23 protein-coding genes are annotated in these 23,789 nt (G+C 63.9%); 21 read left to right on the top strand and 2 right to left on the bottom strand.

Translation table 11 applies throughout. From position 1 onward, the window contains the following. Nucleotides 1-316: 316 nt before the first annotated feature. The 13 genes from VB080_RS13665 (at nucleotide 317) to VB080_RS13605 (ending at nucleotide 12,353) form a co-directional block, all read left to right on the top strand. Complete coding sequence (locus tag VB080_RS13665; RefSeq protein WP_323419006.1) at nucleotides 317-1,168, top strand: GntR family transcriptional regulator; 852 nt, start codon at nucleotides 317-319, stop codon at nucleotides 1,166-1,168. A gap of 130 nt (nucleotides 1,169-1,298) precedes the next feature. Continuing rightward, a complete protein-coding gene (locus VB080_RS13660; protein WP_323419005.1) occupies nucleotides 1,299-1,682 on the top strand; it encodes a DUF6394 family protein in 384 nt (127 codons plus the stop codon). After that, complete coding sequence (locus VB080_RS13655; RefSeq protein WP_323419004.1) at nucleotides 1,679-3,409, top strand: potassium channel family protein; 1,731 nt, start codon at nucleotides 1,679-1,681, stop codon at nucleotides 3,407-3,409. The genes VB080_RS13660 and VB080_RS13655 overlap by 4 nt, the downstream gene beginning before the upstream one ends. A gap of 188 nt (nucleotides 3,410-3,597) precedes the next feature. After that, nucleotides 3,598-4,008: a hypothetical protein gene (locus VB080_RS13650; protein ID WP_323419003.1), complete on the top strand. Its 411-nt coding sequence runs from the start codon at nucleotides 3,598-3,600 to the stop codon at nucleotides 4,006-4,008. Nucleotides 4,009-4,028: 20 nt separating this feature from the next. Beyond that, nucleotides 4,029-4,493 carry a PTS sugar transporter subunit IIB gene (locus VB080_RS13645; protein WP_323419002.1) on the top strand — a complete coding sequence of 155 codons (465 nt, stop codon included), beginning with the start codon at nucleotides 4,029-4,031 and terminating at the stop codon, nucleotides 4,491-4,493. 15 nt (nucleotides 4,494-4,508) lie between these two features. Beyond that, nucleotides 4,509-5,300: a PTS sugar transporter subunit IIC gene (locus VB080_RS13640; protein WP_323419001.1), complete on the top strand. Its 792-nt coding sequence runs from the start codon at nucleotides 4,509-4,511 to the stop codon at nucleotides 5,298-5,300. Beyond that, nucleotides 5,287-6,144, top strand: a complete 858-nt coding sequence (locus VB080_RS13635) for a PTS system mannose/fructose/sorbose family transporter subunit IID (protein WP_323419000.1) — start codon at nucleotides 5,287-5,289, stop codon at nucleotides 6,142-6,144. The genes VB080_RS13640 and VB080_RS13635 overlap by 14 nt, the downstream gene beginning before the upstream one ends. A 56-nt stretch (nucleotides 6,145-6,200) precedes the next feature. After that, on the top strand, nucleotides 6,201-6,743 hold the full coding sequence (locus tag VB080_RS13630; RefSeq protein ID WP_323418999.1) for an SIS domain-containing protein: 543 nt from the start codon (nucleotides 6,201-6,203) through the stop codon (nucleotides 6,741-6,743). A 110-nt stretch (nucleotides 6,744-6,853) separates the two neighbouring features. Then, nucleotides 6,854-7,669: an HAD family hydrolase gene (locus VB080_RS13625; protein WP_323418998.1), complete on the top strand. Its 816-nt coding sequence runs from the start codon at nucleotides 6,854-6,856 to the stop codon at nucleotides 7,667-7,669. Nucleotide 7,670: 1 nt separating this feature from the next. Further along, on the top strand, nucleotides 7,671-8,219 hold the full coding sequence (locus VB080_RS13620; RefSeq protein WP_323418997.1) for an STM3941 family protein: 549 nt from the start codon (nucleotides 7,671-7,673) through the stop codon (nucleotides 8,217-8,219). Continuing rightward, nucleotides 8,216-9,226 carry a Gfo/Idh/MocA family oxidoreductase gene (locus tag VB080_RS13615; RefSeq protein WP_323418996.1) on the top strand — a complete coding sequence of 337 codons (1,011 nt, stop codon included), beginning with the start codon at nucleotides 8,216-8,218 and terminating at the stop codon, nucleotides 9,224-9,226. Before VB080_RS13620 ends, VB080_RS13615 begins: the two co-directional genes overlap by 4 nt. A 75-nt stretch (nucleotides 9,227-9,301) precedes the next feature. Further along, a complete protein-coding gene (locus tag VB080_RS13610) occupies nucleotides 9,302-9,571 on the top strand; it encodes an HPr family phosphocarrier protein (RefSeq protein WP_323418995.1) in 270 nt (89 codons plus the stop codon). 25 nt (nucleotides 9,572-9,596) lie between these two features. Then, a complete protein-coding gene (locus VB080_RS13605; RefSeq protein ID WP_323418994.1) occupies nucleotides 9,597-12,353 on the top strand; it encodes a sigma 54-interacting transcriptional regulator in 2,757 nt (918 codons plus the stop codon). A 26-nt stretch (nucleotides 12,354-12,379) separates the two neighbouring features. Here VB080_RS13605 and VB080_RS13600 read toward each other — a convergent pair whose 3' ends face one another. Then, nucleotides 12,380-13,606 (bottom strand): ROK family transcriptional regulator, encoded by a 1,227-nt coding sequence (locus VB080_RS13600; protein ID WP_323418993.1) that lies wholly within the window; start codon nucleotides 13,604-13,606, stop codon nucleotides 12,380-12,382. Nucleotides 13,607-13,891: 285 nt separating this feature from the next. Here VB080_RS13600 and VB080_RS13595 point away from each other — a divergent pair, with 285 nt between their 5' ends. The 7 genes from VB080_RS13595 (at nucleotide 13,892) to VB080_RS13565 (ending at nucleotide 21,935) form a co-directional block, all read left to right on the top strand. After that, complete coding sequence (locus VB080_RS13595) at nucleotides 13,892-15,013, top strand: Gfo/Idh/MocA family oxidoreductase (RefSeq protein ID WP_323418992.1); 1,122 nt, start codon at nucleotides 13,892-13,894, stop codon at nucleotides 15,011-15,013. Nucleotides 15,014-15,018: 5 nt separating this feature from the next. Then, a complete protein-coding gene (locus tag VB080_RS13590; protein WP_323418991.1) occupies nucleotides 15,019-15,888 on the top strand; it encodes a sugar phosphate isomerase/epimerase in 870 nt (289 codons plus the stop codon). A gap of 295 nt (nucleotides 15,889-16,183) precedes the next feature. Then, entirely contained in the window at nucleotides 16,184-17,461 is a 1,278-nt protein-coding gene (locus VB080_RS13585; RefSeq protein ID WP_323418990.1) for an extracellular solute-binding protein, read from the top strand. 166 nt (nucleotides 17,462-17,627) lie between these two features. Beyond that, the gene (locus VB080_RS13580) at nucleotides 17,628-18,401 is read left to right on the top strand and encodes a sugar ABC transporter permease (protein WP_323418989.1); all 774 of its coding nucleotides are present in this window, start codon (nucleotides 17,628-17,630) and stop codon (nucleotides 18,399-18,401) included. Further along, a complete protein-coding gene (locus tag VB080_RS13575) occupies nucleotides 18,398-19,225 on the top strand; it encodes a carbohydrate ABC transporter permease (protein ID WP_323418988.1) in 828 nt (275 codons plus the stop codon). The genes VB080_RS13580 and VB080_RS13575 overlap by 4 nt, the downstream gene beginning before the upstream one ends. 38 nt (nucleotides 19,226-19,263) lie before the next feature. After that, nucleotides 19,264-20,259, top strand: a complete 996-nt coding sequence (locus VB080_RS13570) for a DMT family transporter (protein ID WP_323418987.1) — start codon at nucleotides 19,264-19,266, stop codon at nucleotides 20,257-20,259. After that, complete coding sequence (locus VB080_RS13565) at nucleotides 20,256-21,935, top strand: alpha-glucosidase (protein WP_323418986.1); 1,680 nt, start codon at nucleotides 20,256-20,258, stop codon at nucleotides 21,933-21,935. The genes VB080_RS13570 and VB080_RS13565 overlap by 4 nt, the downstream gene beginning before the upstream one ends. Before the next feature lie 84 nt (nucleotides 21,936-22,019). On the opposite strand, the gene VB080_RS13560 is transcribed toward VB080_RS13565, so the two are convergent. Next, nucleotides 22,020-22,676, bottom strand: a complete 657-nt coding sequence (locus tag VB080_RS13560) for a helix-turn-helix domain-containing protein (RefSeq protein ID WP_323418985.1) — start codon at nucleotides 22,674-22,676, stop codon at nucleotides 22,020-22,022. Between the two features lie 47 nt (nucleotides 22,677-22,723). On the opposite strand from VB080_RS13560, the gene VB080_RS13555 reads away from it, so the two are divergent. Then, nucleotides 22,724-23,593: an SDR family NAD(P)-dependent oxidoreductase gene (locus tag VB080_RS13555; RefSeq protein ID WP_323418984.1), complete on the top strand. Its 870-nt coding sequence runs from the start codon at nucleotides 22,724-22,726 to the stop codon at nucleotides 23,591-23,593. The last annotated feature ends 196 nt before the right edge of the window (nucleotides 23,594-23,789 follow it).

Below are 23,789 nucleotides of genomic sequence, written 5' to 3'. Positions count from 1 at the left end.
AGGCCTCCGGCTCGATCAAGTCCTACGAGCAGGCAGCAGCCCTGCTGCGCGCGGGCGCTGTGCTGCTGGGCACCAGTGCGGGCACCTCGATCGTCGCCGGTGGCGAGGCCGGCTCCGGGAGTTACTAGAGCGTGTCTCCCTATCCCCACGGTGGCCTGCTGCGCGGTGCCCCGTGGGCGTCTCGCGGCGTTGTTGTCGGTCGGCGATGCACCACATCGCCTCCCTCCTTCGCCTTGCGAGCCACTCCGCGGAACCCCGCTCGACGGCCAGGGATAGGCAGACACGCTCCAGACGCCGTCCGGCCACGACTGCCGAGGTGCCGAAACCCGTTGTCACGGTCCGGTCGGCGAAGGCCTCGGCTGAGCGGCCCGAGATCTCCAGCAACCACCGCGGAAGGAGCATCATGGCGGCAGCCGGCGTCCAGCTCACCGCCGCCGACCTGGACCGGTCGAGCCCCACCCCGATCCACCAGCAGGTCGCCGGCCTGATCCGTGGCCGGATCGCGTCCGGGGTCTGGCCGGTCCACTACCGGCTGCATCCCGAACCGGAACTGGCCACCGAACTCGGCATCTCCCGGGGCACCCTCCGCAAGGCGATCGCCCAGCTGATCCGCGAAGGCCGGCTGCGCCAGGTCCGTGGCCGCGGCACCTTCGTCACCTCGACCGCCTTCGAGCCGGGGATCGGCGCCCGGCTGTCGACGCTGTCGGAGGATCTGCTGGCCGAGGGCATCACGCTGACCTCGCAGGTGCGCGCCCAACAGCTCATCGCGGCGCCGGCGTCGATCGCCGCCCTGCTGGAGATCCCGGCCGGCGAGCTGATCCTGCGACTGGAGCGGCTGCGGTCCAGCGCGGACGGCCCGGTGGCGCTGCTGTTCAACGACGTCCGGCGGGAACTCTGCCCGGGTATCGAGGACGTCGACTTCAGCCACCGCCGGCTCTTCGACTATCTCGAGACCGACTGCCGGCTGACCATCTCGCACGGTCGCCGCACCTTCAACGCCGCTGCGGCCCCACCGCTGGTCGCCGCTGCGCTGCAGGTGCCACCGGCGACCCCGATCCTGTACCTGGAGCAGATCACCTACCTCGCCGACCGGCGTCCGGTGGAGTACTCCGACGTGTGGATCCACCCCGACCGGATGCGGATCAGCGCGCTGCTGCCCCGGCGCTGAGTTCGGCCCGCCGGCCGCGGGCTTCCGGTCACCGGGCCGGAGCTGGGATCCATCCTCGGTGCTGTCGCTGTCCAGCCGCCGTAAGCCGGTCCTACAGTGATGCTTGGAGGAACGCAACGAGGAGGCGCGCATGAACTTCGAGAAAGTGGTTTTCGGCTTCTTCATCATCCTGGCGGCCACCCTGAACCTCGGATTCTTCCTGGGCGACATGGCCAACCCCGCTCACCACAACGTCTACCAGTTCGTCGCGGCGATCGTGGTGAGCGTGATCGCCACCGTGCTCAAGTTCGGCGACCGGACGCAACTGGGAGCCGTCCATCTGGCCACCAGCCTGGTGGCGGACGTGGAGCTGATCATCGCCGCGGTGGTCTGGGTCTGGGCCTCCCAGATCTCGGCCTCCGGGGTGACCGAGGGGGTCATGGTCCAGATCGTCTCGATGTCGGGTGGCGCGCTGCTGGCCAACACGGTCTCGGTCGTCCTGATGGTGACCGAGACACTGACCTCCAGACGGTGAACCCGACCCAGGCGCCACGCCAGGCGCTCAGCAACGTCTTCTACCTGGTGCTGCGGCGGATGCGGCTGCCGCTGCTGCTCGTGGTGGTGATCTACGCGTTGTGCGTGGTGGTGCTGAGCCTCGTCCCGGGCGTCGACGCCGAGGGCAACCGGACCCCGGGGATGGGCCTGTTCAACGCCTTCTACGTGATCTCCTACACCGGCACCACGATCGGCTTCGGCGAACTGCCCGAGCCGTACTCGGCCGCCCAGCGGATGTGGATGGTCGTCTCGATCTACCTCACCGTGATCGGCTGGTCGTACACGGTGGTGACGATGATCGGACTGGTCGGCGACCAGGGCTTCAAGAACGCGCTGCGGGCCAGCACCTTCGCTCGCCGGATCCACGGGCTGCGCGAGCCTTTCTACATCATCTGTGGGTGCGACGAGACCGGGTTGCTGATCCACCACGGCCTGGATCGGCTGGGCCTACGTGCGGTGGTGATCGACCTCAACGACCAGCGGCTGCAGGAGCTTCGGCTGGAGGGCTTCCGGGCCGACGCCCCGATGGTCGCCGCCGACGCCAGTCAACCGCAGACCCTGCTCGACGCCGGCCTGCACTCGCCCTTCTGCCGTGGGGTGATGGCGCTGGCGGCCGATGACGAGACCAACCGGGCGATCGCGGTCAGCGTCCGCCTGCTGGCGCCGGAGGTGCCGGTGCTGGTCCGGCTGGGGAACCCGCTCCCCGACCACGATCTCGGGGTGTTCGGTGGGGACGTGGTGATCAACCCCTTCGAGCTCTTCGCCCAGCATCTGGCCAGCGCGGTCTCGGCGCCCTACCACTTCCGGCTGCGCGAACTGCTCACCGGCCTGCCGGGTGACGAACTCCCCGAGGAGCACGTCCCGCCGCGCGGTCACTGGATCATGTGCGGCTACGGACGGTTCGGCCAACTGATCCGCCGGCAACTGGAGGAGGCCGGCCTGCAGGTGAGCGTCGTCGACCTCAAGCACTACGGCCAGCCCGGGGTGGACGTGAACGGCACCGGCGCGGACTCGGTGAGCCTGCGGGCAGCCGGCATCGACCACAGCGTCGGGATCGTCGCCGGCAACGCCGACGACCTGAAGAACCTCGCGATCGCGATCACCGCCCGCGACCTCAAACCGGACATCTTCGTGGTGACCAGGCAGAACAAGCGCTCGAATGCGGCGCTGTTCAGCGCCTTCCAGCACGACCTGGAGATGGCCCCCGGCCGGATCGTCGCCCGCGAGTTCCTGGCGCTGATCACCACGCCGCTGTTGTCCCGTTTCCTGAGCCTCATTCCCGAGCAGGACGACGAGTGGTGCCGGCGGTTGTTCGACCGGCTCAGCGGGGTCAACCGGGGCCAGGTCCCGGAGATCTGGAGCGAGACGGTGGGGCAGTCGGACGCCCTGTGGCGCACCCTGCAACTCAACCACCCGGTGACGGTGGGGCACCTGCTGGCCAACCCCTACGAACGCGAGCGCCGGCTCCGGGCGGTGGTGCTGCTGCTGGTCCGTGGCGACGAGCGGCTGCCGCTGCCGTCCGACGACGTGGAACTCCGGCCCGACGACCAGCTGCTGTTCGCCGGCGCCCGCAGCGCTCAGGACCGGCTCGCGCTGACCATGCAGGACCAGGACGTGCTCAACTACGTCCTCGGCACCGCCGGGGGCGGGTCGCGGGTCACCCGCTGGCCCAGTGCTGGCCGAAAGGCGCGGCCCGGCCCGCGCTGACGAGCTGCGTCCGTCGCCCGGGCGAGCGGGAAGTGTCGAGAGTTGGTCTCGTAGCGTCCTGCGACACTCCCGGAGTGCCGAATCCTCGCGATCACTGTCTGAAACCCCAGGTCACCGGGGGTTCGGGGTCGCGGGTCGCTTAGCGTCCTGGCAGAGGCAATAAGCCTCCGCAGAGGAAGGACGGCGCGATGACCAGGATCCTGCTGGCGAGCCACGGACGACTCGCTGACGGTATGCGGGACTCCCTGACGATGATCATTGGCCCGGTTGATGCTCTGGAGAGCTTCTGCGCCTACACCACCCCCGGCGAGGACGTTCCGCAGGAGGTGCGGCAGTACGTCGAGGGAATAGACCCGGACGACGAGCTTCTGGTCGTCACCGATCTGTTCGGCGGCAGCATCACCAACGAGTTCCAGCGGTACCTCGGAACGCCGGGGCTGCACATCGTCGCGGGGATGAATCTCGCCCTCGTCCTCGAACTGGTGACGGGCCGGGACCGGCCGGTCAAAGACCTGCTCTCAGACGTCATCACCAACGCGAGGTCGGCCATCCGCTGCCTCGAACCAACAACCGAAGTCCTCGCCGCCGAGGATTTCTAGCCCAGAAGGGAGGGCAGGAAATGATCAAACTGTTGCGAGTCGACTACAGGCTGATCCATGGGCAGATTGCGTTTTCATGGACGGCAGACCTGGATGCCGACTGCATTCTGATTGCATCGGACGCCGTGCCTGGAGACGAACTACGCAAGAGTTCGCTGAGACTGGCCAAGCCGCCAGCCACGAAGCTGGTGATCAAGACCATCGCCGATTCGATTGACGCGATCAATAACGGGGTCACCGACAAGTACAAGCTGTTCATCCTCGTGGAGAACCCGCAGGACGCCTACCGGCTGATCGAAGGATGTGACCGGATCAAGAGCGTCAACCTCGGCAACATTCTTGCGAAGAAGGACGCGCATTCCCTCGGCGCCGGCCTCTACGGCTCGGACTCCGACGTCGAGTGCCTGCGCAAGATACGGGACAAGGGCGTCGAACTGGAAATCCGTGGCCTGCCTCGCGACTCCAAGACCCGACCGAAGCTCTAAGGAGTTCACAACCAGATGTCAACAATGACTGAAGCCCTCCTCATCGGGCTCATCGTCGCGGTGGTCATCGCCCTGAACATGGGCGTGACCCGCCTCTTCATCGACCGACCGATCATCGTCTGCCCCTTCATCGGGCTCCTCCTCGGCGACTTCCAGACCGGCCTCATCATCGGCGCAACCCTCGAACTGTTGTTCTTGGGGGCGGTCTCGGTGGGCAATGCGCTCCCGCCGAATGCGTTGGTCGCCGGCGCCTTGGCCTGCGCATTCGCTATGAAGATGAACGCCAGCACAGAAGTTGCTCTGGCGCTTGCTATGCCGATCGGCGTGATTGTCACCGTCCTGGACAACCTGAAGTTTTCGCTGGTTTCTATTGTCTCGCGGATGTTCGATAATTTCGGTGAACAAGGCAATACGAAAGCAATATCGGCGACCTACTGGATTACCGGAATCATTCTGTCACCTGTATTCTATGGCGGAATCGTGGTCATCGCCTACGCTTTCGGTGCTGATGCGGTGCAAGCTGGAATCAACATGCTGCCGCCCTTCATCCTGGAAGGAATGACAGTGGCGGCCGGCCTCATTCCTGCGGTTGGTATCGCCCTGCTGTTGAAGATGGTTTACAACAAGAAGGTCGTCATCTTCTATCTGCTTGGTTTTATTCTCGCCGCATACCTCAAGCTGCCGATCCTCGCCGTCGTGCTGGTCGGTGTCGTACTCATCCTGACGAAGTACGACTTCTCGGGGTTCAAGTCAGTGGCGAACGCAACGAATGCAAAGGAGGAGGTGGCCGTCGATGACGACTTCTGAGCAGACCGAGATCGAACCGATCCAACACGAGGTCCAACCGATCACTAAGAAGGACCTCAGAACGGCGTTCTGGTACTCTCTGCCGTTCTACTGGGTATGGGGCATGGAGCGCCAGGGTGCCGCGGGATTCATGTACTCGCTGTTCCCGATCCTGAAGAAGGTGTATAAGGGGCAACCCGAAAAGCTGCAGGAATCTCTGGTACGCAACAACGAACTCTTCGCGATCGCCGACCAATTCCTCCAGTTCGTCGTCGGCATGGTGGCCTCCATGGAGGAGGAGAACGCCAAGACCGACGACTTCGACACCAACGCGATTCGTAACGTCAAAGTTGCGATCATGGGCCCCCTCGCAGGCATTGGCGACTCGTTCTTCATGGGCACGCTCCGAGTGATCGGGGTGGGTGTCGGCACGTCATTGATGCTGCAGGGCAACGCCTTGGGCATGCTGTTGTACTTCCTGATCTGGGCGGTTCCCTGCTTCACGATCAAGTACTTCGGAATCTTCCTGGGCTATAACTTGGGGGCCAACTTCATCTCTAGGATGCAGTCGTCTGGATTGATGGACACCGTCCTGGAGGCAGCCGGAGTGCTCGGCATGATGGCCATTGGTGCCATGTCGGTGAGCATGGTCAACGTTAACTTCACCCTTCCGATTTCGGCCGGAGCTGAGGGTGAGCAGGTGCAGACCCTGCAAGGGGTGCTGGACAGCATCATGCCCGGCATCATGAATGTCGCGGTTGTCTGGGGATGTTTCGCATTGTTGCGCAAGCGGGTACATCCACTGATCTTGATCTTCGGCATCATGATCATCTGTTGCGCCTTCAAAGCCTTCGGCATCGTGTGACGCCGGTATCTAGGTCAACGAGTTACGGCTATCGGGTTAATCTAAGGAGTTTAACAATGGACAGACGTGAATGGCGAATGGCGGCAGCACGTGAGGACCTTGAAGTCTTCGAACGGGTTGATGAAGGTCAACTGAACGATCTCGTGGAAGCCATCAAGGAAGCAAAGACGGTCTTCGTAGCAGGTTGGGGAAGGGCTGGGCTGCATGGCAAGATCCTTTCAATGAATCTGTCGCAGATCGGGATTCCTACCTATATCGTCAGTGATACGGGCATTTGCACTCCCGCAATTCATGAAGGTGACTTGTTGGTGGTGAGTTCCAACTCGGGAAGCACGCGCACGATTGCCGTCTTGGCTGAGATGGCCAAGGAGCACGGAGCCAAATTGGCCTTGGTCAGTTCTAACGCTGACTCGACGATTGGCAAGATGGCTGATGTCAACGTCGTGATTCCTGTGCAAGCCGATTTGAAGAGGAACACCGGTTGGTGGTCGTTCTATCATGTCTGCACCCAGGTCATGGACACAGTGCGTGAATACCTGATGCACGACATGGGCAAGACGATCGACGACATTCTCTACTACCACAACAACATGGAGTAGATCACGACGATGCGCCTCGGCCAGATGGGTAGTCGAGGATGGATCGAGTCGGTGTTGGAGGAGCCGCGGCGGTGCTCCTCCAACACCGGTTTACGAAGGGAGGTGGATCGATGGTCAAGCTGGTGCTGACGGACATGGACGGAACACTGCTGCACTCAGACGGCTACGGCGTCCATCCGGACCTGTTCGCAACCATCACCGAGTTGGGTCGCCACGGAGTGAGGTTCGCGGTCGCCAGCGGACGCCCGGCCTGGAACCTGCGCAACCTGTTCGCCCCGATACTCGATGAGGTCACGCTGATCTGCCACAACGGTGCGCTGGTTCTCGACTCCGGCACCGAGACGATCTGCGGAGAACTCGACCCCGTCCTGTGTGAGGCGCTGCTTTTGGAGGTTGCTGCCGACGACGGCATCTATGCGGTGGTGGACGCCGAACAGGGCTCCTATATCGACCAGAAGGGAACGGAGTTCCTGAGCTGGAAGGACTCCGGGCCGTACGTGCACGTGGTGGACGACCTGATGGAGGTCTGCCGCGACAGGCGAATCCTGTTGGTGAAGATGTTCGGCAGGAACTGGAGCTATCCGGGCAGCCTGGTCGACATCGCCGCCCGCTTCTCCGGGAGGTGCCGGGCGGCCAGGTCCGGGGACACCTCAATCGACTTCACGGACCTGAACGTCTCCAAGGGTGCTGCCGTCGCTACCCTGCAACGACGACTCGGCGTGACGGCGGACGAAACCATGGTGTTCGGGGACAATGACAACGATCTGGAGATGTTTGCCGAGGCGCGTTACGCCTACGCCGTCGCCAATGCGAGTGAGCACGTCCGAGCCGCAGCGGCTGCGGTGATCGGCAGCAACGATTCCGACGCCGTTTACCACGTGCTGCGTGACCTGCTGGGCGGTCGCCCGATCCCAGGAGGGATGTGACATGGAGTACTCGATCCGGCAGAGCCGCAGAAAGCAACTTCTCTACCTGGCCTGGGCCGCGTTCCTGCTCATCGCCGGGATCGTCGTCCTGGTCAAGGCAGGTAGTCGCAACCCCGTGGAGCTTGCGGCCGGGATCACGGCAGCGGTACTCGGAGCAGTCTTTCTGATGATCGCGATCACGGGTCTGGTACGTCCGCGACAGATCCTCAAGGTCAGTGAGCAGGGTTTGATCGACACTTCGTCGGCGCGGGACGGGCTGGGCCTGATCCGCTGGGAGGAGATCAGCAGAACGGGACTGGCCGAGGGCAGGACCAAGCGGAACAAGCTGCTGTTTGCCGAACTGAAGGACACCGACGGGTTCATCGAACGGCTGCCGGCCCACCAGGCCGCCTATGTCCGCAAAAACATCGAACTGGGCAATCCGCCGGTGCTGATCCCGCTGAAGGAGACCGACCAGGACCCGGAGACTCTCGTCTTCGGTATCGGCAAGATCCTGGAAGCCTCGCGTCGCCAGCACAGTCGAAATGCGAAGAGAAAGAAGAGGTCATGAAGTTCGCCACTGTCGGCGCCGGCTGGATCGTCGACGCCTTCATCGCAGCGACCAAGGTCGTGGACCCGCCCCTGGAACACGCGGCGGTCTACTCGTTCAACCAGGCTGAGGCCGACGCCTTCGCCGCCAGGCACGGCGTCAGCCAGATCTACACCGATCTGGATGCGCTCGGCTCCTCGGACGTGGACGCGGTCTATGTCGCCAACCCCAATGCACTGCACTATCCGACTGCGAAGAAGCTCCTCGAGCACGGCAAGAATGTGCTCTGCGAGAAGACGTCGGTGGTCACCTCCGCTCAGCTTCAGCAGCTGTACGACATCGCGGACCGCAACGGCGTTGTCTTCCTGGAGGCGATCAAGTCGCTCTACTCCCCGCAAGCCGTCCAGCTGACCCAGGCGCTGGAGAAGCTGGGCACCGTTCACTACGCCAAGTTCGACTTCTGCAGGTTCTCCTCGAAGTACCCGGCTTTCATGGCTGGTGAGCGCCCGAATATCTTCAACCCTGCCTTTGCTGCCGGTGGGCTGATGGACATGGGCATCTACTGCGTCTACCCGGCGGTGTACTTCTTCGGCCTGCCGACGCGGGTGAACGCGGATGCGGTCTTCCTGTCCACCGGGGCGGACGTCTCCGGCAGTGCGCTGCTGGGCTACGGCGACTTGCAGGTGGAGATCAGCTGGTCGAAGGGAGCTACCAGCGGACACGACAGTGTGATCATGGGCGACCGGGGTACCCTCCACATCGACACGATGGAGTACTTCGGTGATTCCTGGATTGACTTCACCGACGGAACCCGCGAGCAGGTGATCAGCTGGGATCCCGCAATCCACTCGATGCAGTACGAAGCTGCCCTGCTCGCGTCGTTGGTCGGTGACCGGGAGGAGTTCAACCCAACCTATCAGGCGATGCGGACGTGCACTCGAGCCACGATCAGCCTTATGGAGAGAATTCGCTCCCAAGCAGGTATTTATTTTCCCGAATCCTGTTACGCCGTCCACGACCTGTCCTGACCACCTGTGGGCCGAGGGCCGACTATCGGAACTGGACCTGCTGCAGATCTTCTGGAATCGAAAAGGAAATACACGTTGTTCAACCGAGTTGCGACACTCATCAACAAAAGTGGATTGCACGCACGCCCTGCGGCCGAGTTCGTGAAGTGCGCCAACTCGTACCGCTGCACCATCGATATTCGGTGCGACGGCCGCGTCGCTTCCGCGAAATCCATCATCGCGCTCATGGCGCTTGGCGCCGACCACGGAAAGACCGTCGAGATCATTGCGGACGGCGAAGACGAGGCCGCTGCCGTGAAAGCCCTGGTGTCGCTGGTCGAAGCCGGGTTTGGCGAGGTCGGCTAGCATGGATGCCGGAGAGTGACGAGGGATGGCAGCACAGACCAGGACGGACGTTCTGGAATACCTCATCACCCAGACGCAGGCCCTCGACCTCACCGTCAGGGACGCGTTGCACGCCGACCTGAGCGCTTTCACGACCAATGTCATTTGTCGTCGATTGAACATCAGTCGCAATCTTGCCAGTCAATACCTCAATGATTTGGTCAAAGAGCGCGTGGTCTTCAAGATCACGACTCGTCCAGTCTATTTTCTGCACCGGGCAACGGTCGAGCATGCGTGCGGCGCGCCACTGAAGAACCTCACCTACTACTCGATGGACGAGTTCTTCGGGGAGATCAATTCCGATTCGTTCAAGCGGTGGGACTTCCGTAAGGCGATTGGCTGGAACGACTCTCTCAGTTATGCGGTGGAGCAGTGCAAATCTGCGATGAAATACCCCCCGTCGGGGTTGCCGGTCCTGATCGTGGGAGCCAGCGGGACAGGCAAGTCGCTGTTCGCGCGGCTGATGTACGAGTACGCCGTCAACAACTCCCTGTTGGGGCGGAACAGTCCGTTCGAAGTGCTGAACTGTTCTGAGTTCGCCAACGATCCCGACGGCATGGCCCGCAGGATCTTCGGTGACCCGGATGCTCCGGGTGGGGCGATCGAGGGGCTGCTGCAACGGGCCCACGGCGGGGTGCTCTTCTTCGACGAGGCCCACAATCTCTCCCGAGAGTGCCAGGAAAGACTGTTCGCCTTCATCGACGACGCACGCATCGACCTACCGGGCCGGGAGCGGAAGGCTCGCGCGAACGTCCGCCTGATCCTGGCCACCACCCAGGCTCCCGAAGAGGCCTTCCTGCAGACCCTGCTGCGACGGATCCCGATCGTGGCAAGGCTGCCCGAGATCGCCGCGCGGACCCGCGACGAGAAGGACGACCTGATCAACCACTTCTTCCGCCAGGAGGGGTACGGGATGGGGGTCGGCATCCGGTTCTCCCACCGGGTGCTGGAGGCTCTGGAGAACTACGCCTTTCCTGGGAACGTGGGAGAGCTCAAAAACGCAATCCGGACGGGTTGCGCCAGCGCATTCTTCGAACAGGGGAGGACGGATCTCCTCACGATCAAGCTCTACCACTTGCCTGCCAACCTGTTGACGGTGGGCGCAGCCGTCGGCGACGGGACCGAGCCTGAAGACGAGTTCATCCTGTTGCGCGAGTTCGGACGTTCTGGGACATCGGATCGGATCCTGGACTTCCTCGACGATGTGTGGGATGCCTTCGAAGGATGTGAGGCGCGTCACACCAGCCTCGACAGTTTCCTGGAGCAGTGTTTCGCCCACTTGAACTCTTTCTACGACTACATCGTGTTCGACAGCGGCGACACCAACGCGAGAGTGCAGGCCATCGGACAGGTACTGAACGGGATCTTCGAGGATGTCAGCGAGAAGTACGGCATCTTCGTCCCGACCAACTGCGTGCTCACCCTGAGTCGATGTCTGTGCAGCATCACCCAGGTGAACTCCGCGCTGCGGCAATGGGCGACGGCCCGCAACGCCGACCTCACCCGCCTCCTCGGCTTCCTCGAGGAACGGATGCCGGTGGAGTGTGCCGTCGCCGACGACGCCGCCCGGCGAGTGATGCAAAGCCTGGACATGCGTCCCGGCGCCATCGAGAAGCTCCTGCTGGTGTTGAACGTCAAGTACTACAACCGCACGATCCGGGTCAACGACACGACCGCATTCGTCGTGAGCCATGGCTACTCGACGGCCAGCAGCATCGCCGACTCTGTGAACAAGATGTTGGCCAAGCCGGTGTTCCACTCGATCGACATGCCGCTGGACGTCAGTCCTGCCGACATCGCAGTGCGGTTGCGGAAGCGGCTCGAACTCGACCCCGCCATCAAGAACGCGGTCATCCTGGTCGACATGGGCTCGCTGGAACAACTCGGCGAGCAATTGCAGAGCGTTTCCGGGGTCTGTCTCGGAATCGCGAACAACACCTCGACCCGGATGGCTCTCGAGGTGGGCAACCGGATCCTGCAGGGCGTTCCGATCGACGAGATGCTCAAGGGAGCCTGCGAGAACGTCCGCAGTTCGTACCGCCTGTTCGTGAATGAACTGCGCAAACCGGCGGTGGTGTTCACCAGCGAGATGGGGGTGACCGCTGCGGAACGGATGCTGGACCTGTTCAGCTCCAGCCTGCCGGCAGGCGTCAACCTGAGCCTGACGACCTGTGATTACGACCGGTTGGTCGAGCTCGGCGACGAGTGCGAGGTGCTGAAGAGGTACAAGGTGTTGTGCGTGGTCGGGTCCTTCAACCCCGGCTTGAAACGTACGCACTTCGTGTCGCTGGACACCCTGGTCACCTCAAGCGACCACGGGGTGATCAGCCAGTTGCTCGCCCCCTACGTTTCCGAGAGGGACGCCACCGAACTTGCCGAGAACCTGATGAAGGAGTTCTCGCTCAGTAACGTCGTCGAGAGCCTGACGATCCTGAATGCAGACAAACTCCTTGACCACGTCGTGGAAGCAGTCAAGAGACTTCAGACTGCGCTCGGCAAACAGTTGAGCGGCAAGACGATCGTCGGCATCTACGTCCATATCTGCTGCCTGATCGAACGTCTGGTGACGAAGTCGACCATCGATCGGAGCGAGGTGGGTGAGGCCTTTGCCCGGTCCCATCCCGAGTTCATCGCCCAGGTGAACGCAAGCTTCCGCGAGATCAGCGAGCACTACCGGGTCTCGCTGCCGGCGAGTGAGTGTTACTTCCTCCACGAGTACGTGCTTCACAGCGACGATGTCTGAGCACCAGACCCGGTCGTGACGGTCGTTCACCGACTGTTGCCGACAGCATTGCCATTGTCGGGGCCGGCATCTCCGGCCAGGAGGCGGAACAGCCGGTCGCTGTTGAGTACCTGCTCGGCGGCCAGTCGAAGTGCACCGACAGTCCCCGAGTCGGGGGACGAAGCCGATCGGACGACGTGCAGATCCTTGGTGAGCGGCGGCGCGCCGCGGCGGAACAGCGCCTCCTTGACTCCCGTCAGGTAGTGATCCCCAGCGGACACCGCTTCCCCTCCGACGACGAGCAGGCTGGGATTGGTTGCTGCGATGAGATAGGCAAGCACGTCTCCGGCATCACGCCCCGCCTGACGCAGCAGTTGGCCCGCTTGCGCGTTGCCGCTCGCAGCCAGGACTGGCAGGTCCTCAGAATTGGCCACCTCCACGCCGTCGGCTCTTAACCGCGCTGCGAGTCTCGGCAGGGTCGCCACGGCGCCAAGGCAACCGGTGAGTCCGCACTCGCAGATCTCATCGGTGTCCCGCGGGACGGGAAGGTGGGTGATCTCGCCGGCCTGGTCATTCGATCCACGCACCAGCTCGCCGGATGCGACAATGCCCAGGCCGATACCGTCCCCGGCATAGAGGAACATCAGGTCGCGCACGTTCGGGTGCTGTTCCATCTGCTCACCGAGTGTCATCAGGTTCACGTCGTTGGCGATGAACACTTCCGCGTCGAGCTTGTCGCCCAGCCACTTCTCGACCGGAAAGCTCAGCCAGTGCGCCGCCCGCTCCCTGGTGTTCATGGCGCCGAGTGCTGTCCAGAAGGGAAGACCAAGAGTCACCCCCGCCAGCGGGCCAGCCTCTGAGCCGGGGCCGGAGAGCAGGCCGCGGAGTCTGGCCGACGCGGACCGCAGAGTCTGTTCGACACTGTCTGCGGTGTCGAGCGGGAAGCTGACACGGTCGATCGGTCTGGCGGCGAGATCTCCGATCGTGACCCGGCCGGACTTGTGGCCGAGTTCGATCGCGGCCACGGTCAGTGCTCGCTCGTTGAGGGCGATCTTTGTTTGAGGGCGACCACCCCGAGGCTCGACACGACTGGCGTCACGGATGAGCCCAGCCTGACGTAGCGCGTCGATGCGCGTCGAGATGGTTGAGCGGGACAGGGACAGATTCTGTGCGAGATCGGCTCGCGTCCACTCGCTGCCGTCCAGCAGCACCCGGAGGACATCGCTGGCATCGCCTCGGGAGGAGATGAGGTGGTATCCGTTTGGCCCGGCCATTCCCCCTTTATCTCATGGAGTCTCACCAAGACCAAAGTTGTCCTCGTTGCCGCTCCAGCGCCGGCACCCATGCCCGGATGCGAGGCGACAGCCGGATTGTCCTCAGATCCGGATGCCGGTCTGGCCTTCTCGGCCTCGGTGAGTGGCGGCAGTGGCCTGACTCGGGTGCGCTGAGAGGACGGTCGGTGGCCGGGAATTTGTGACCATCCCTCACTTTCAACGTAAAGCTGGACATAAGTAACCGACATCTGTACGTTAGTGCCCGTCAACCAAGGAGGTTCAGTGGTGAACGACTCCGAACAGCCAAGGCGGCTGCGAGTGGCGCTGCTCGGCGCCGGGAACATCTCCGAGCGCTACGTGATCGGGATGCGCAGGTTCGGGCAACTGGAGATCGCAGGTTGCGCCGACGTCGTCCCGGCGGCGGCCGAGGGGCTCGCCAGACGGACGGGCATCGCCACGTATCCAACGGTTGAAGCCCTGCTGGCCGACCCCGGTGTGGACATCGTCGTGGACATCACTCCACCGACCGCGCACGAAGCCACGGCTCTGGAGATCATCGGCGCGGGCAAGCACGTCTATCTCGAGAAGCCGCTCACGACCGAACCCGCCACCGCTGCCGCTGTGCTGCAGGCGGCTGCGGCGGCGGGGGTGCTGGTCGGTGCCGCCCCGGACACCTTCCTCGGCAGCGCAGCGCAAACCGCCCGTCGCGCACTCGATGACGGCGTGATCGGTGTCCCGATCGGCGCGCTCGCGGCAGTCCGCTACTCCCGCGCGGAGGAGTGGCATCCGGACCCGTCCTTCCTCTTTCAGCCCGGCGGGGGTCCCTCGCTCGATCTCGGCCCCTATTACCTCACCGCGCTGGTCAACCTGCTTGGCCCGGTGGCACAGGTCAGCGGCTTCAGCCGGATCGGCGCGCCCGTCCGCAGGTTCACCGCCGAGCAGCGGCGAGCCGATTCCGTGGAGGTGACCACCCCGACCCATGCCAGCGCATCGCTGCGATTCGCCAGCGGAGCGATCGCCACCTTCATCTCGAGCTTCGACATCTGGGACACCAGCCTGCCGTTCATCGAGGTCTACGGCGAGCTCGGGACTCTGCAGGTCGGCGACCCGAACGAGTACGACTCCCCGGTGCGCATCCGAAGGCACAGCGACGCCGACTGGTGGGAGTACGAGCCGGTCTTCCCGCCGTCCGGTCAGCCCGGGACACCCGAGCAGCTGCTCCGCGGTGCCGGCGTGGCCGATCTGGCCACAGCGGTGGCCGGTGGGACGCTACGCGCCTCCGGCGACCTCGCCCGGCACGTCCTCGACGTGATCGCCGCGATCGACACCTCAAGCGAACGCTCCGAAGTCATCACCATCAAGTCCACGACAACCCGGCCGGCCGCCGCCGACCCCAATGAGAGGTGAATCACATGAGCATCAGAATCGGTCTCCAGCTGTTCTCCGTCCGGCAGTCGCTGGCGGCCGACCCCTGGGGAACCCTGGCTAGGATCGCCGAGGAGGGCTTCGCCGTACTGGAGGCTGCGAATCACAGTGCCAGAACCGACCCCGGCGTCGGATTCGGAGTCGAGGCGGGGGAGCTGCGCCAGCGGCTGGCTGATCTCGGGCTGTCGATCATCGGCTGCCACATCAACCCGCTCGATGTCGCGATCCTGCCCAGGGCACTCGACTACCAGGCGGAACTGGGCAACAGCCAGTTCGGCTGCGACATCGAGTTCTACCCCTACGGTGACCGGGACTTCGTGCTGCGCCGCTGCGAGACCTTCAACGAGATCGGCGAACTGGCCAGGCAGCGCGGGATGCGCTTCTACTACCACAACCACTTCCAGGAGTTCCAGCGCTTCGGCGACGAGTACGTCTACGACATCATCCTGGCCAACACCGACCCCGAGCTGGTGAAGCTCGAGATGGACACCTACTGGATGTACCGAGGTGGCCAGGACCCGCTGGAATGGATGAGCAGGTGTGCAGACCGGGTGATTCTGCTGCACCAGAAGGACTTCCCGAAGGAGTCGCCCCAGCCCCTCAACCTCTTCGACGGCGTGGTCGACCCGCACGAGAACATCGACATGGCAGTCTTCGAGGAGCGCAAGAACCAAGCCTGTTTCACCGAGATCGGAACCGGCATCCTGCCGATTCAGAGCATCGTTGATCTGGCGGCCACCCTGCCCAACTTCGACTACATGCTCCTCGAGCAGGACCACGCCGTTCTGCCTGAACTGGAATCCATCCGGGTCAGCCACGAGGCCTTTGAGAACAACTTCACCAACGTCGCCTGGTAGTTGCCGGCTACGTACCCTGGTGCCTGTCCGGAACCAGCGGGCCAGTCAACCTTTGTTGAGCCTGCCCTGTCCGGCGGTCACCGGGCCGTAGCAGCTGTCATTTTCGTGTAACGCTCGTTATCCGCCGCAACCCGCTATTGCCGTACCCGCTGCACGGACTCCGAATCGGTGTTCCGTCCTTACCTCATACCCAGATACTCCGAGAATTTTGGACAACCGTCAAAACATCCACTCCACCACCTTTGGAGAAGTCATGAGGCACACAAAGAAAACCTTGATACGGCGAGGCAGCGCCTTGCTCATAGCCCTGGGGATTGCCACCCTGTCGCTGGCCGGGTGCGGCCGTGGCACCGACCCGGGCACCACGTCGGGCACCTCGGGCGCGCAGGCGGTGATCGATGACAAGCCCGCCACCGGCACCGTCGAACTCTGGGCGGCCGGCGGCGACGGCGAGAAGCTGCCGGAGATGTTCGAGAAGTTCAAGGCCGAGAATCCCGATGTCACGATCAACATGACCCAGATTCCCGAGGCCGACTTCCTCGCCAAGATGTCCGCCGCCCTCTCAGCCGGCCAGGTGCCCGACCTGGTTTACCTGTTCACCGAGTTCACCCCGACCCTGCTGGCGACCGGGCAGTTCTCGCCAGTTCCCGACGGACTGGTCGACGGGTCGAAGTTCTTCGACTTCGCCTGGAACACCACCAAGGTGGAAGGCACCGCCTATGGCGTTCCCTGGTACACCTACGGGCGGATGCTCTATTACCGGGCCGACCACGCCAAGGCTGCCGGTGTCACCCCACCCACGTCGTGGAGCGAGCTGAAGCCGTTCCTGAAGGGCATGCAGGCCCAGGGCATCAAGAAGCCGCTCAAGCTCGCGACCACGCCCTTCGATGCCTACACCGCGATGGAGTTCGACTGGTTTGCACACCAGAACGGTGGCGGACTGATCTCAGACGACCTGTCCACCTGGACCATCGACTCGCCGCAGAACATCGAGGCACTGGAGTTCTACTCGTCCCTGGTCACCGAGGGATACGCCGACGTTGACCAGGGCAGCCAGCTCGACCTGACGGCCCGGTTCACGACCGACAACGTCGCGGCTGCGGTGATCGGTCCGTGGTTCCGCGGTTGGCTGCTGGACGCCCAGGGCGAGCAGTGGGTCAACGAGAATCTCGGCGTCACAGCTCTGACCACGGGCAACAGCGGAGACAAGGCGGCCATGGTCGGCGGCGGCAACTGGGCCGTTCCGAAGGAGGCCAAGAACCCCGACGCCGCCTGGAAGTTCGCCCGCTGGATGGCGCAGCCGGAGCAGCAGGTTGAGTGGAAGAAGGTCTTCGGCAACCTGCCAGCCGTGACAGCAGCCTGGGACGATCCCGCGATCGCGGGCGACGAGAACCTGACGCCCATCCGTGAGGCACTGGAGGTCGGTATCACCATCCCGCTGGTCGCGAACTGGAACGAGGTGGGGCTGGTCATCGGCACCCAGATCGAACGGGTGGAGCGGGGCCAGGCCACCGCCGAACAGGCACTCAAGGAGGCCCAGACGCAGGCGGTCAAGATCGGCGTCGGAAGCTAGTTCGATGCCGAGCGCATCCCTCCGGGAGGCGGGGTCGTCGGTCAGCCGACGGTCCCGCCACCCCAGCACGGACGTTACCCAGCGGCGGACGGCCTGGCTGTTCGTCGCACCGTTCCTGGTGCTGTTCACGGTTTTTCAGGCTGCTCCAATCGTCACAGCTTTTGCGATGAGCCTGACTGACATCACGTCGCGGGAACTGCGACATCCGCTGTCGGTGGACTTCGTGGGCGTGCAGAACTTCGTCGCTGTCCTCTCCGACCCGACCTTCCAGCAGGCGCTGCTCACTACCGGCATGTTCGTGGTGCTCTGCGTCCCGATCTGCATCGGAATGGGCCTGCTGCTGGCGATCGTGCTCAACCAGGGCGTCCGCAGACTCCGGGCCTTCTTCCGGGCGGTCATTTATGTCCCGGTGATCGCCAACATCGTTGCGGCCTCGGTGATCTGGAAGTACGCCTTCTCCCCGACCGGCCCGGTCAACGCCGCACTGGCGCAGGTTGGGGTCGATGGGCCGAGTTGGCTGGGGCAGCCGCCGACCGCCATTGCCTTGGTGGTGGCGCTCAGCGCGTGGCGGAACATCGGGACGTGCATGGTGCTCTTCCTGGCCGGGCTGCAGACCATCCCGGAAGAGATCTACGAGGCTGCTGCGATCGACGGCGCCGGGACGTGGCAGAAGTTCAGGTCCATCACAGTGCCGATGCTGCGGCCGACTGTGCTGCTGGTGACCGTGCTGATGACCGTGGCCTTCCTCAATATCTTCGAGGAGCCGTACCTGCTGACGGCCGGCGGCCCGGTGAGCACAACCCGCTCGGTGGCGCTGTGGACCTACCAGAAGTTCGGCTTCGGTGTCACGCACATCGCGATGGCCGGTTCGTTCATCCTGTTGATCGCTATCGCGGTCGTGAGCTTTGTCCAGTTCCGGGTGATCGGGAGGGAGAAATGAAAGACCCTACCCGGCTGAGCCTGGCCCTCTCCTACACGCTTCTCGTGCTGGTTTCAGCATTCATGCTGCTGCCCTTCGTGTGGGTGATCTCGGGCTCGTTGAAATCTCAGGCTGAGTTCCTGGTCAACCCCGGTGGCTGGATTCCGAACAACGCGACGCTGGAGAACTACGTCGTGCTGTTCACCGAGAAAGGGTTTCTCATCTATTTCACGAACAGCGTGATCGTGGCGTTCTTCGTCGTCCTGTGCAACATGTTGCTCAGCGCGATGGTCGGCTATGCGCTGGTGCATCTGCGGTTCTCCGGTGGCAGGATCGTGATGGGCTGCGTCGTGGCCGCCATGGGCATTCCCTACGTGGCCATCTTCGTGCCACAGTTCCTGATCCTGGTTCAGTTCGGCCTGGTGGACACGCTGGCAGGCATCGCGCTGCCGTTCCTGGTCGCGCCGCTGTCGGTCTTCATCATGCGCCAGTTCGCCTACTCGGTACCTCACCAACTGATGGAGGCGTCCCGGGTGGACGGTGCGTCCGAGATCCAGACCTTCTTCCGGATCTACCTTCCGCTCACCGGGCCGGCGATCACGACGGTGGGCATCTTGTCCTTCCTCTCGTCGTGGAACAACTTCCTGTGGCCGTTGGTTGTCGCCCAGTCCCAGAAGACCTACACCCTGTCGGTTGGGCTGGCGTCGGCCTCGCAGGCGTCGAACACCCTTGACTTCGGAGTGCTGCTGGCCGGAGCCATGGTGATCCTGGTGCCGGTGCTGATCCTGTTCCTGCTGCTGCAGCGCTACTTCATTCAGGGTGTTGCCGCGACCGGCATCAAGTGAGGTGCTTGCCCGCAGGCAGCAGAAAGGTGGCGGCGTCCATGCCCAGGCAGCGACCCGGTGGTCCCGCCGGACGTGCGACGGCGGGCTATCTGCTGTCACTGCTGCTCTACGGCTCGAGCGGCGTGGTGGCGACCGCAATTGCGTTGCCGAGCCACCACATCGCTTTCCTGCGGATCCTGATCGCCAGCTTGCTACTGGTGGGGCTCTTCGTTGCCTCTGGGCAGCGCCCGGGCTTCCTCAAGCGGCGGCGTTCCTGCGCGTTCCTGGCCGCCTCCGGGGCGTCGATGGGGCTGGGCTCGATTTTTCTCCTCGAGGCCTATCAGCAGGTCGGCGTGGGTGTGGCGACCCTGCTGTTCTACCTCGGACCGGTGCTCATGATGGCGCTCTCTCCGGTCCTGTTTCGGGAGCGACTCACCTGGGCGAAGCTCGCTGGCTTCGCCGTCGTGCTCGCCGGCTTCTGCCTGCTGAACGGCCGAGCACTGGTGCAGGGTGGCAGCGAGTGGGGTCTGATCTGCGGGGGCTTGGCGGCGGTGGGGCTGGCCGGGCAGGTGATCTTCAACAAGCTGGCAGTGGGGATCGAAGGGCTGGCGAACGCAACCGGGCAGTTGCTGGCGGGCCTGCTGACTGTCACGGTGGTCGTCGGGTTCAGGACGGGTTTCACCATCCCGGTTGTGAACAGCCAGTGGATCCCGATCCTGGTGCTCGGCCTGGTCAACACCGGAGTCGGCTCTGCGCTCTACTACTCCAGCCTGGGGCGGCTGCCGATCCAGACGGTAGCGCTCGTCGGCTATCTCGAGCCGCTGGCTGCAGTGCTGCTCGCCGTCTGGGTGTTGGGCGAGCCGATGACCGCCCTGCAGTTGCTGGGCGGTGGGCTGATCCTGGGTGGGGCCGCTTTCGGCACCGCGGTCGGCCCTCGTCCAGCCATGACCGCTGCAGCCGCCGCAACATCGGGAACCGGGGTCGGAACCCTCGTGCTGGCGAAACCCGGGGAACACCGAGACAGGGTTGAGGGCCCGGAATGGAACCGAGAATGAACCCATGGTGGAAGAACGCCGTTGCCTACCATGTCTACCCCCGAAGCTTCCAGGACACCGACGGTGACGGAATCGGAGACCTTCCCGGGATCCTGTCCCGGCTGGACTACCTGGCGGAACTGGGTGTCGACCTGTTGATGCTCGGCCCGGTCTACCCCTCCCCGGACGACGACAACGGCTACGACGTGTCCGACTTCCGAGCGATCGACCCGAAGTACGGGACGCTCGACGGTTGGCGCGAGCTTACTGACGCCGCCCACCGGCGGGGGATGAGAATCATGATGGACCTGGTGCTCAACCACACCTCGGATGAGCACCCGTGGTTCCGCCAGGCGCGGTCGGGCAGGGACAACCCCTATCGGGACTTCTACTGGTGGCGCGCGGCGGCGGAGGACGGCGGACCGCCGAACAACTGGATGTCGGTGTTCAGCGGCAGCGCGTGGGAGTGGGACGAACAAACGCAGGAGTACTACCTGCATCTTTACAGTCGACGCCAGCCGGACCTGAACTGGGAAAACCCGGCCGTCCGGGTGGCGGTCGCCGACATCCTGCGCTTCTGGGTTGCTGAGGGTGTGGATGCCTTCCGCCTGGACAGCATCACCACGATCTCGAAACCGGACGGGCTGCCGGACGCCCCGATCCGGGTGGCTGGCCCCTGGCAGCCGGCTCACGAGCTCATCTTCAACGGTCCGCTGCTGCTGCCCTACCTGCGCGAACTCCGCCAGGCAGTGACCGCCTCTCGCGATCTGCTCATGGTCGCCGAAGGGCCCGGCGTTGGTGTGTCCGAGGCGGTCGACTACCTCCGCGAACCTGACAACCCGGTGGATCTCATCCTCCAGTGGGAGCATCTTGACGCTGATCCAGGCAGTGGTGGTAAGTGGGAGCCGGAGTGGTGGACGCCGGAGACATTCGCCCGGACGATGACCAGATGGCAGGAGGGCCTCGCCCCGGGCAGTTGGAACGCGCTCTACCTGACCAATCACGACCAGCCGCGTCCGGTCTCCCGGTTCGGTGACGACGGGGAACTGCGGGCACAGTCGGCGAAGGCGCTGGCGACCGTCATGTACCTGCTCGCGGGGACACCCTTCATCTACCAGGGTGAGGAGCTCGGCATGACCAATGTAGATTTCACCGAGCTGGGGGAGTTCCGTGACATCGAGTCACTCAACCACGCGGCTGTGCTGCGCGAGCGCGGTGTGCCCGAGTCGGACATTGTGGAGCTGCTGCGGCGCAAGAGCCGGGATAACGGACGCACGCCGATGCAGTGGGACGCGTCGCCCCACGCCGGGTTTACGACCGGAGTGCCGTGGATCGGAGTCAACGGCAACGCCGGCCGGATCAACGTTGCCGCAGAGTCCGCCGATCCCGACTCCGTCCTGTCCTGGTACCGGTCGCTGCTCCGCTTCCGCAAGGGGTCGGATGTCGTCCGCCGGGGTGGCTACGAGCTCCTGCTGGCTGGGCCGGTCTACGCCTACGCCCGGACAAGCGCGGCAGAGACGCTGCTCGTGGTCGCGAACCTGACCGGATCTCCGCAGGCGATCGAGACCGACCTGCTGGTCCGGCTTGACGCGGGTCGCTGTGTGCTCAGGAACTACGTCGATGTCCGACCCGGGGACGATTTGCGTCCCTACGAGTGCCTGGTTGTGCAACTCACCGAAGCCAGCGACCACCGGTAGCTGTCGGGAGCAACGCCTGGTGGTTGGGGGTGATCAGATCCTTGTGAACGCCGTAGGCAACCACGCACTACTCGCGGAGTCTGTCTACCCGCCGTTTGACCTGGTTTCCACCTGGGCTGGCTGATGTTGTGTGTCGGCGTGGGCGGGGGTCAGCGCCGTCATGGCCTCGTCGAAGACGCGTGCCCAGGACGTGCCGTGGGCACGGGCCTGTTCGCCGGCGACCATGATCGCGCTGAACGCGGCTGCCACAGTCGCCGCGATGGCGATGTCACTCAGGTCTGATCCGCGCACCGACTCGCGCTGCCGTGCGGCGTCTGTTACCAAGCCCTGGGCGATTTCCATGCGCCGCAGGAACCCCGCTCGCAGGGACTCGGATGAGTGGATGAGGCGGTCCATCTCGCTCGCTCGCCGCCCGAGTTCGGGATCGGACACGTAGGCGATCGTCACGTCAGCCATCCTCCGGAGCGCGACCCACAGTGGCTCGTCCAGGGGGCGGGCGTTCAGGGCGTCGACATACTGCTCGCCCTGCTGGTCGAATCTGCCGAGGACCAGTTCGTCCTTGCTTGCGAAGTAGCGGAAGAAGCTGCGCCGGGAGATGCCGGTCGCCTCGGCGATCTCGTCGATCGTGACCTGCTCGTAGCCCTTCTCGGCGAACAGCGCCTGGGCGGCATCGACGAGTTCGTTGCTTACCGCTCGACGAGTCCGTTCCGCCAGCGTCTCTGGTTTTGGCTGTTTCACCACAGCCGCAGCCTAGCGTACGGGCGCATAGTTGACACAGAGTGCCACATGTGGCGTACAGTGCCACCACTGGTTCGATCAAGGAGGATCTGTTGAGCAAGGTGTGGTACATCACAGGGGTCAGTCGGGGCTTCGGTAAGGAGTTCGCGCGGAGTGCGCTCGGTCGAGGCGACAAGGTCGCGGCGACGGCACGCGACACGGATTCGCTCAGCGATTTGGTTGCCGAGTTCGGCGACAGCGTCCTGCCGCTGCCGTTGGATGTCACCAACCGTGCCCAGGTCTTCGCAACGGTCGCGGAGACTGTTGCACGCTTCGGGCGACTCGACATCGTCGTGAACAATGCCGGCTACACACTGTTCGGGATGGTCGAGGAGATCACCCCCGAGCAGCTGCAGCATCAACTCGATGTCAACCTGTTCGGTGTCTTCCACGTGACGCAGGCGGTGCTCCCGATCCTGCGGGCGCAGGGCTCCGGCCACATCGTCCAGATCTCCTCGGTCGGGGGGATCGTCGCGTTCCAGGGCATGGCCGGCTACCACGCCTCCAAGTGGGCGCTGGAAGGCCTCACCGAAACACTTGCCCAGGAGGTCGCACAGTTCGGCATCAAGACCACGCTCGTCGAGCCTGGCGGTTTCGCCACCGACAACGGCGGGTCCAGCGCGGTGAGGACCGTCCCGCTGCCGCAGTACGACGGCATCCGCAAGGCCATCCAGGACCTCGGTCCGGGCGCTGGGTGGGGCGACCCGGTGGACGCAGGCCACGCGCTCCTCGACATCGTCGACGCCCAGCAACCCCCAGCTCGGGTGTTCTTCGGAGCCAAGCCGATCGACATCGTCGAACCGGTCTACGCCGAGCGCCTCGAGACCTGGAGGCGATGGCAGCCCGTGGCGGAGAAGGCCGACGGAATCCCCGTGGCCTGAGACGTGCGTGTCCCACCGTCCAGCCAGCGTCCCACCATCGGCTCACAGAACAACTCACTTACAGAACAGTCGATTCATACAGTCCATTCAAAGAAGAACGGAGACCCAACCATGATTCCCACGAAGAAGCAGGCCCTGAAGGGCCTTGCCCTGGCGGTGGCTGCGACCCTGCTCGCCGCTTGCTCTCCTGCCGGCG

The sequence above is a fragment of the Propionicimonas sp. genome (assembly GCF_034927565.1).
Lineage (GTDB): Bacteria > Actinomycetota > Actinomycetes > Propionibacteriales > Propionibacteriaceae > Propionicimonas.
This window is presented reverse-complemented; position numbering and strand designations above follow the sequence as displayed.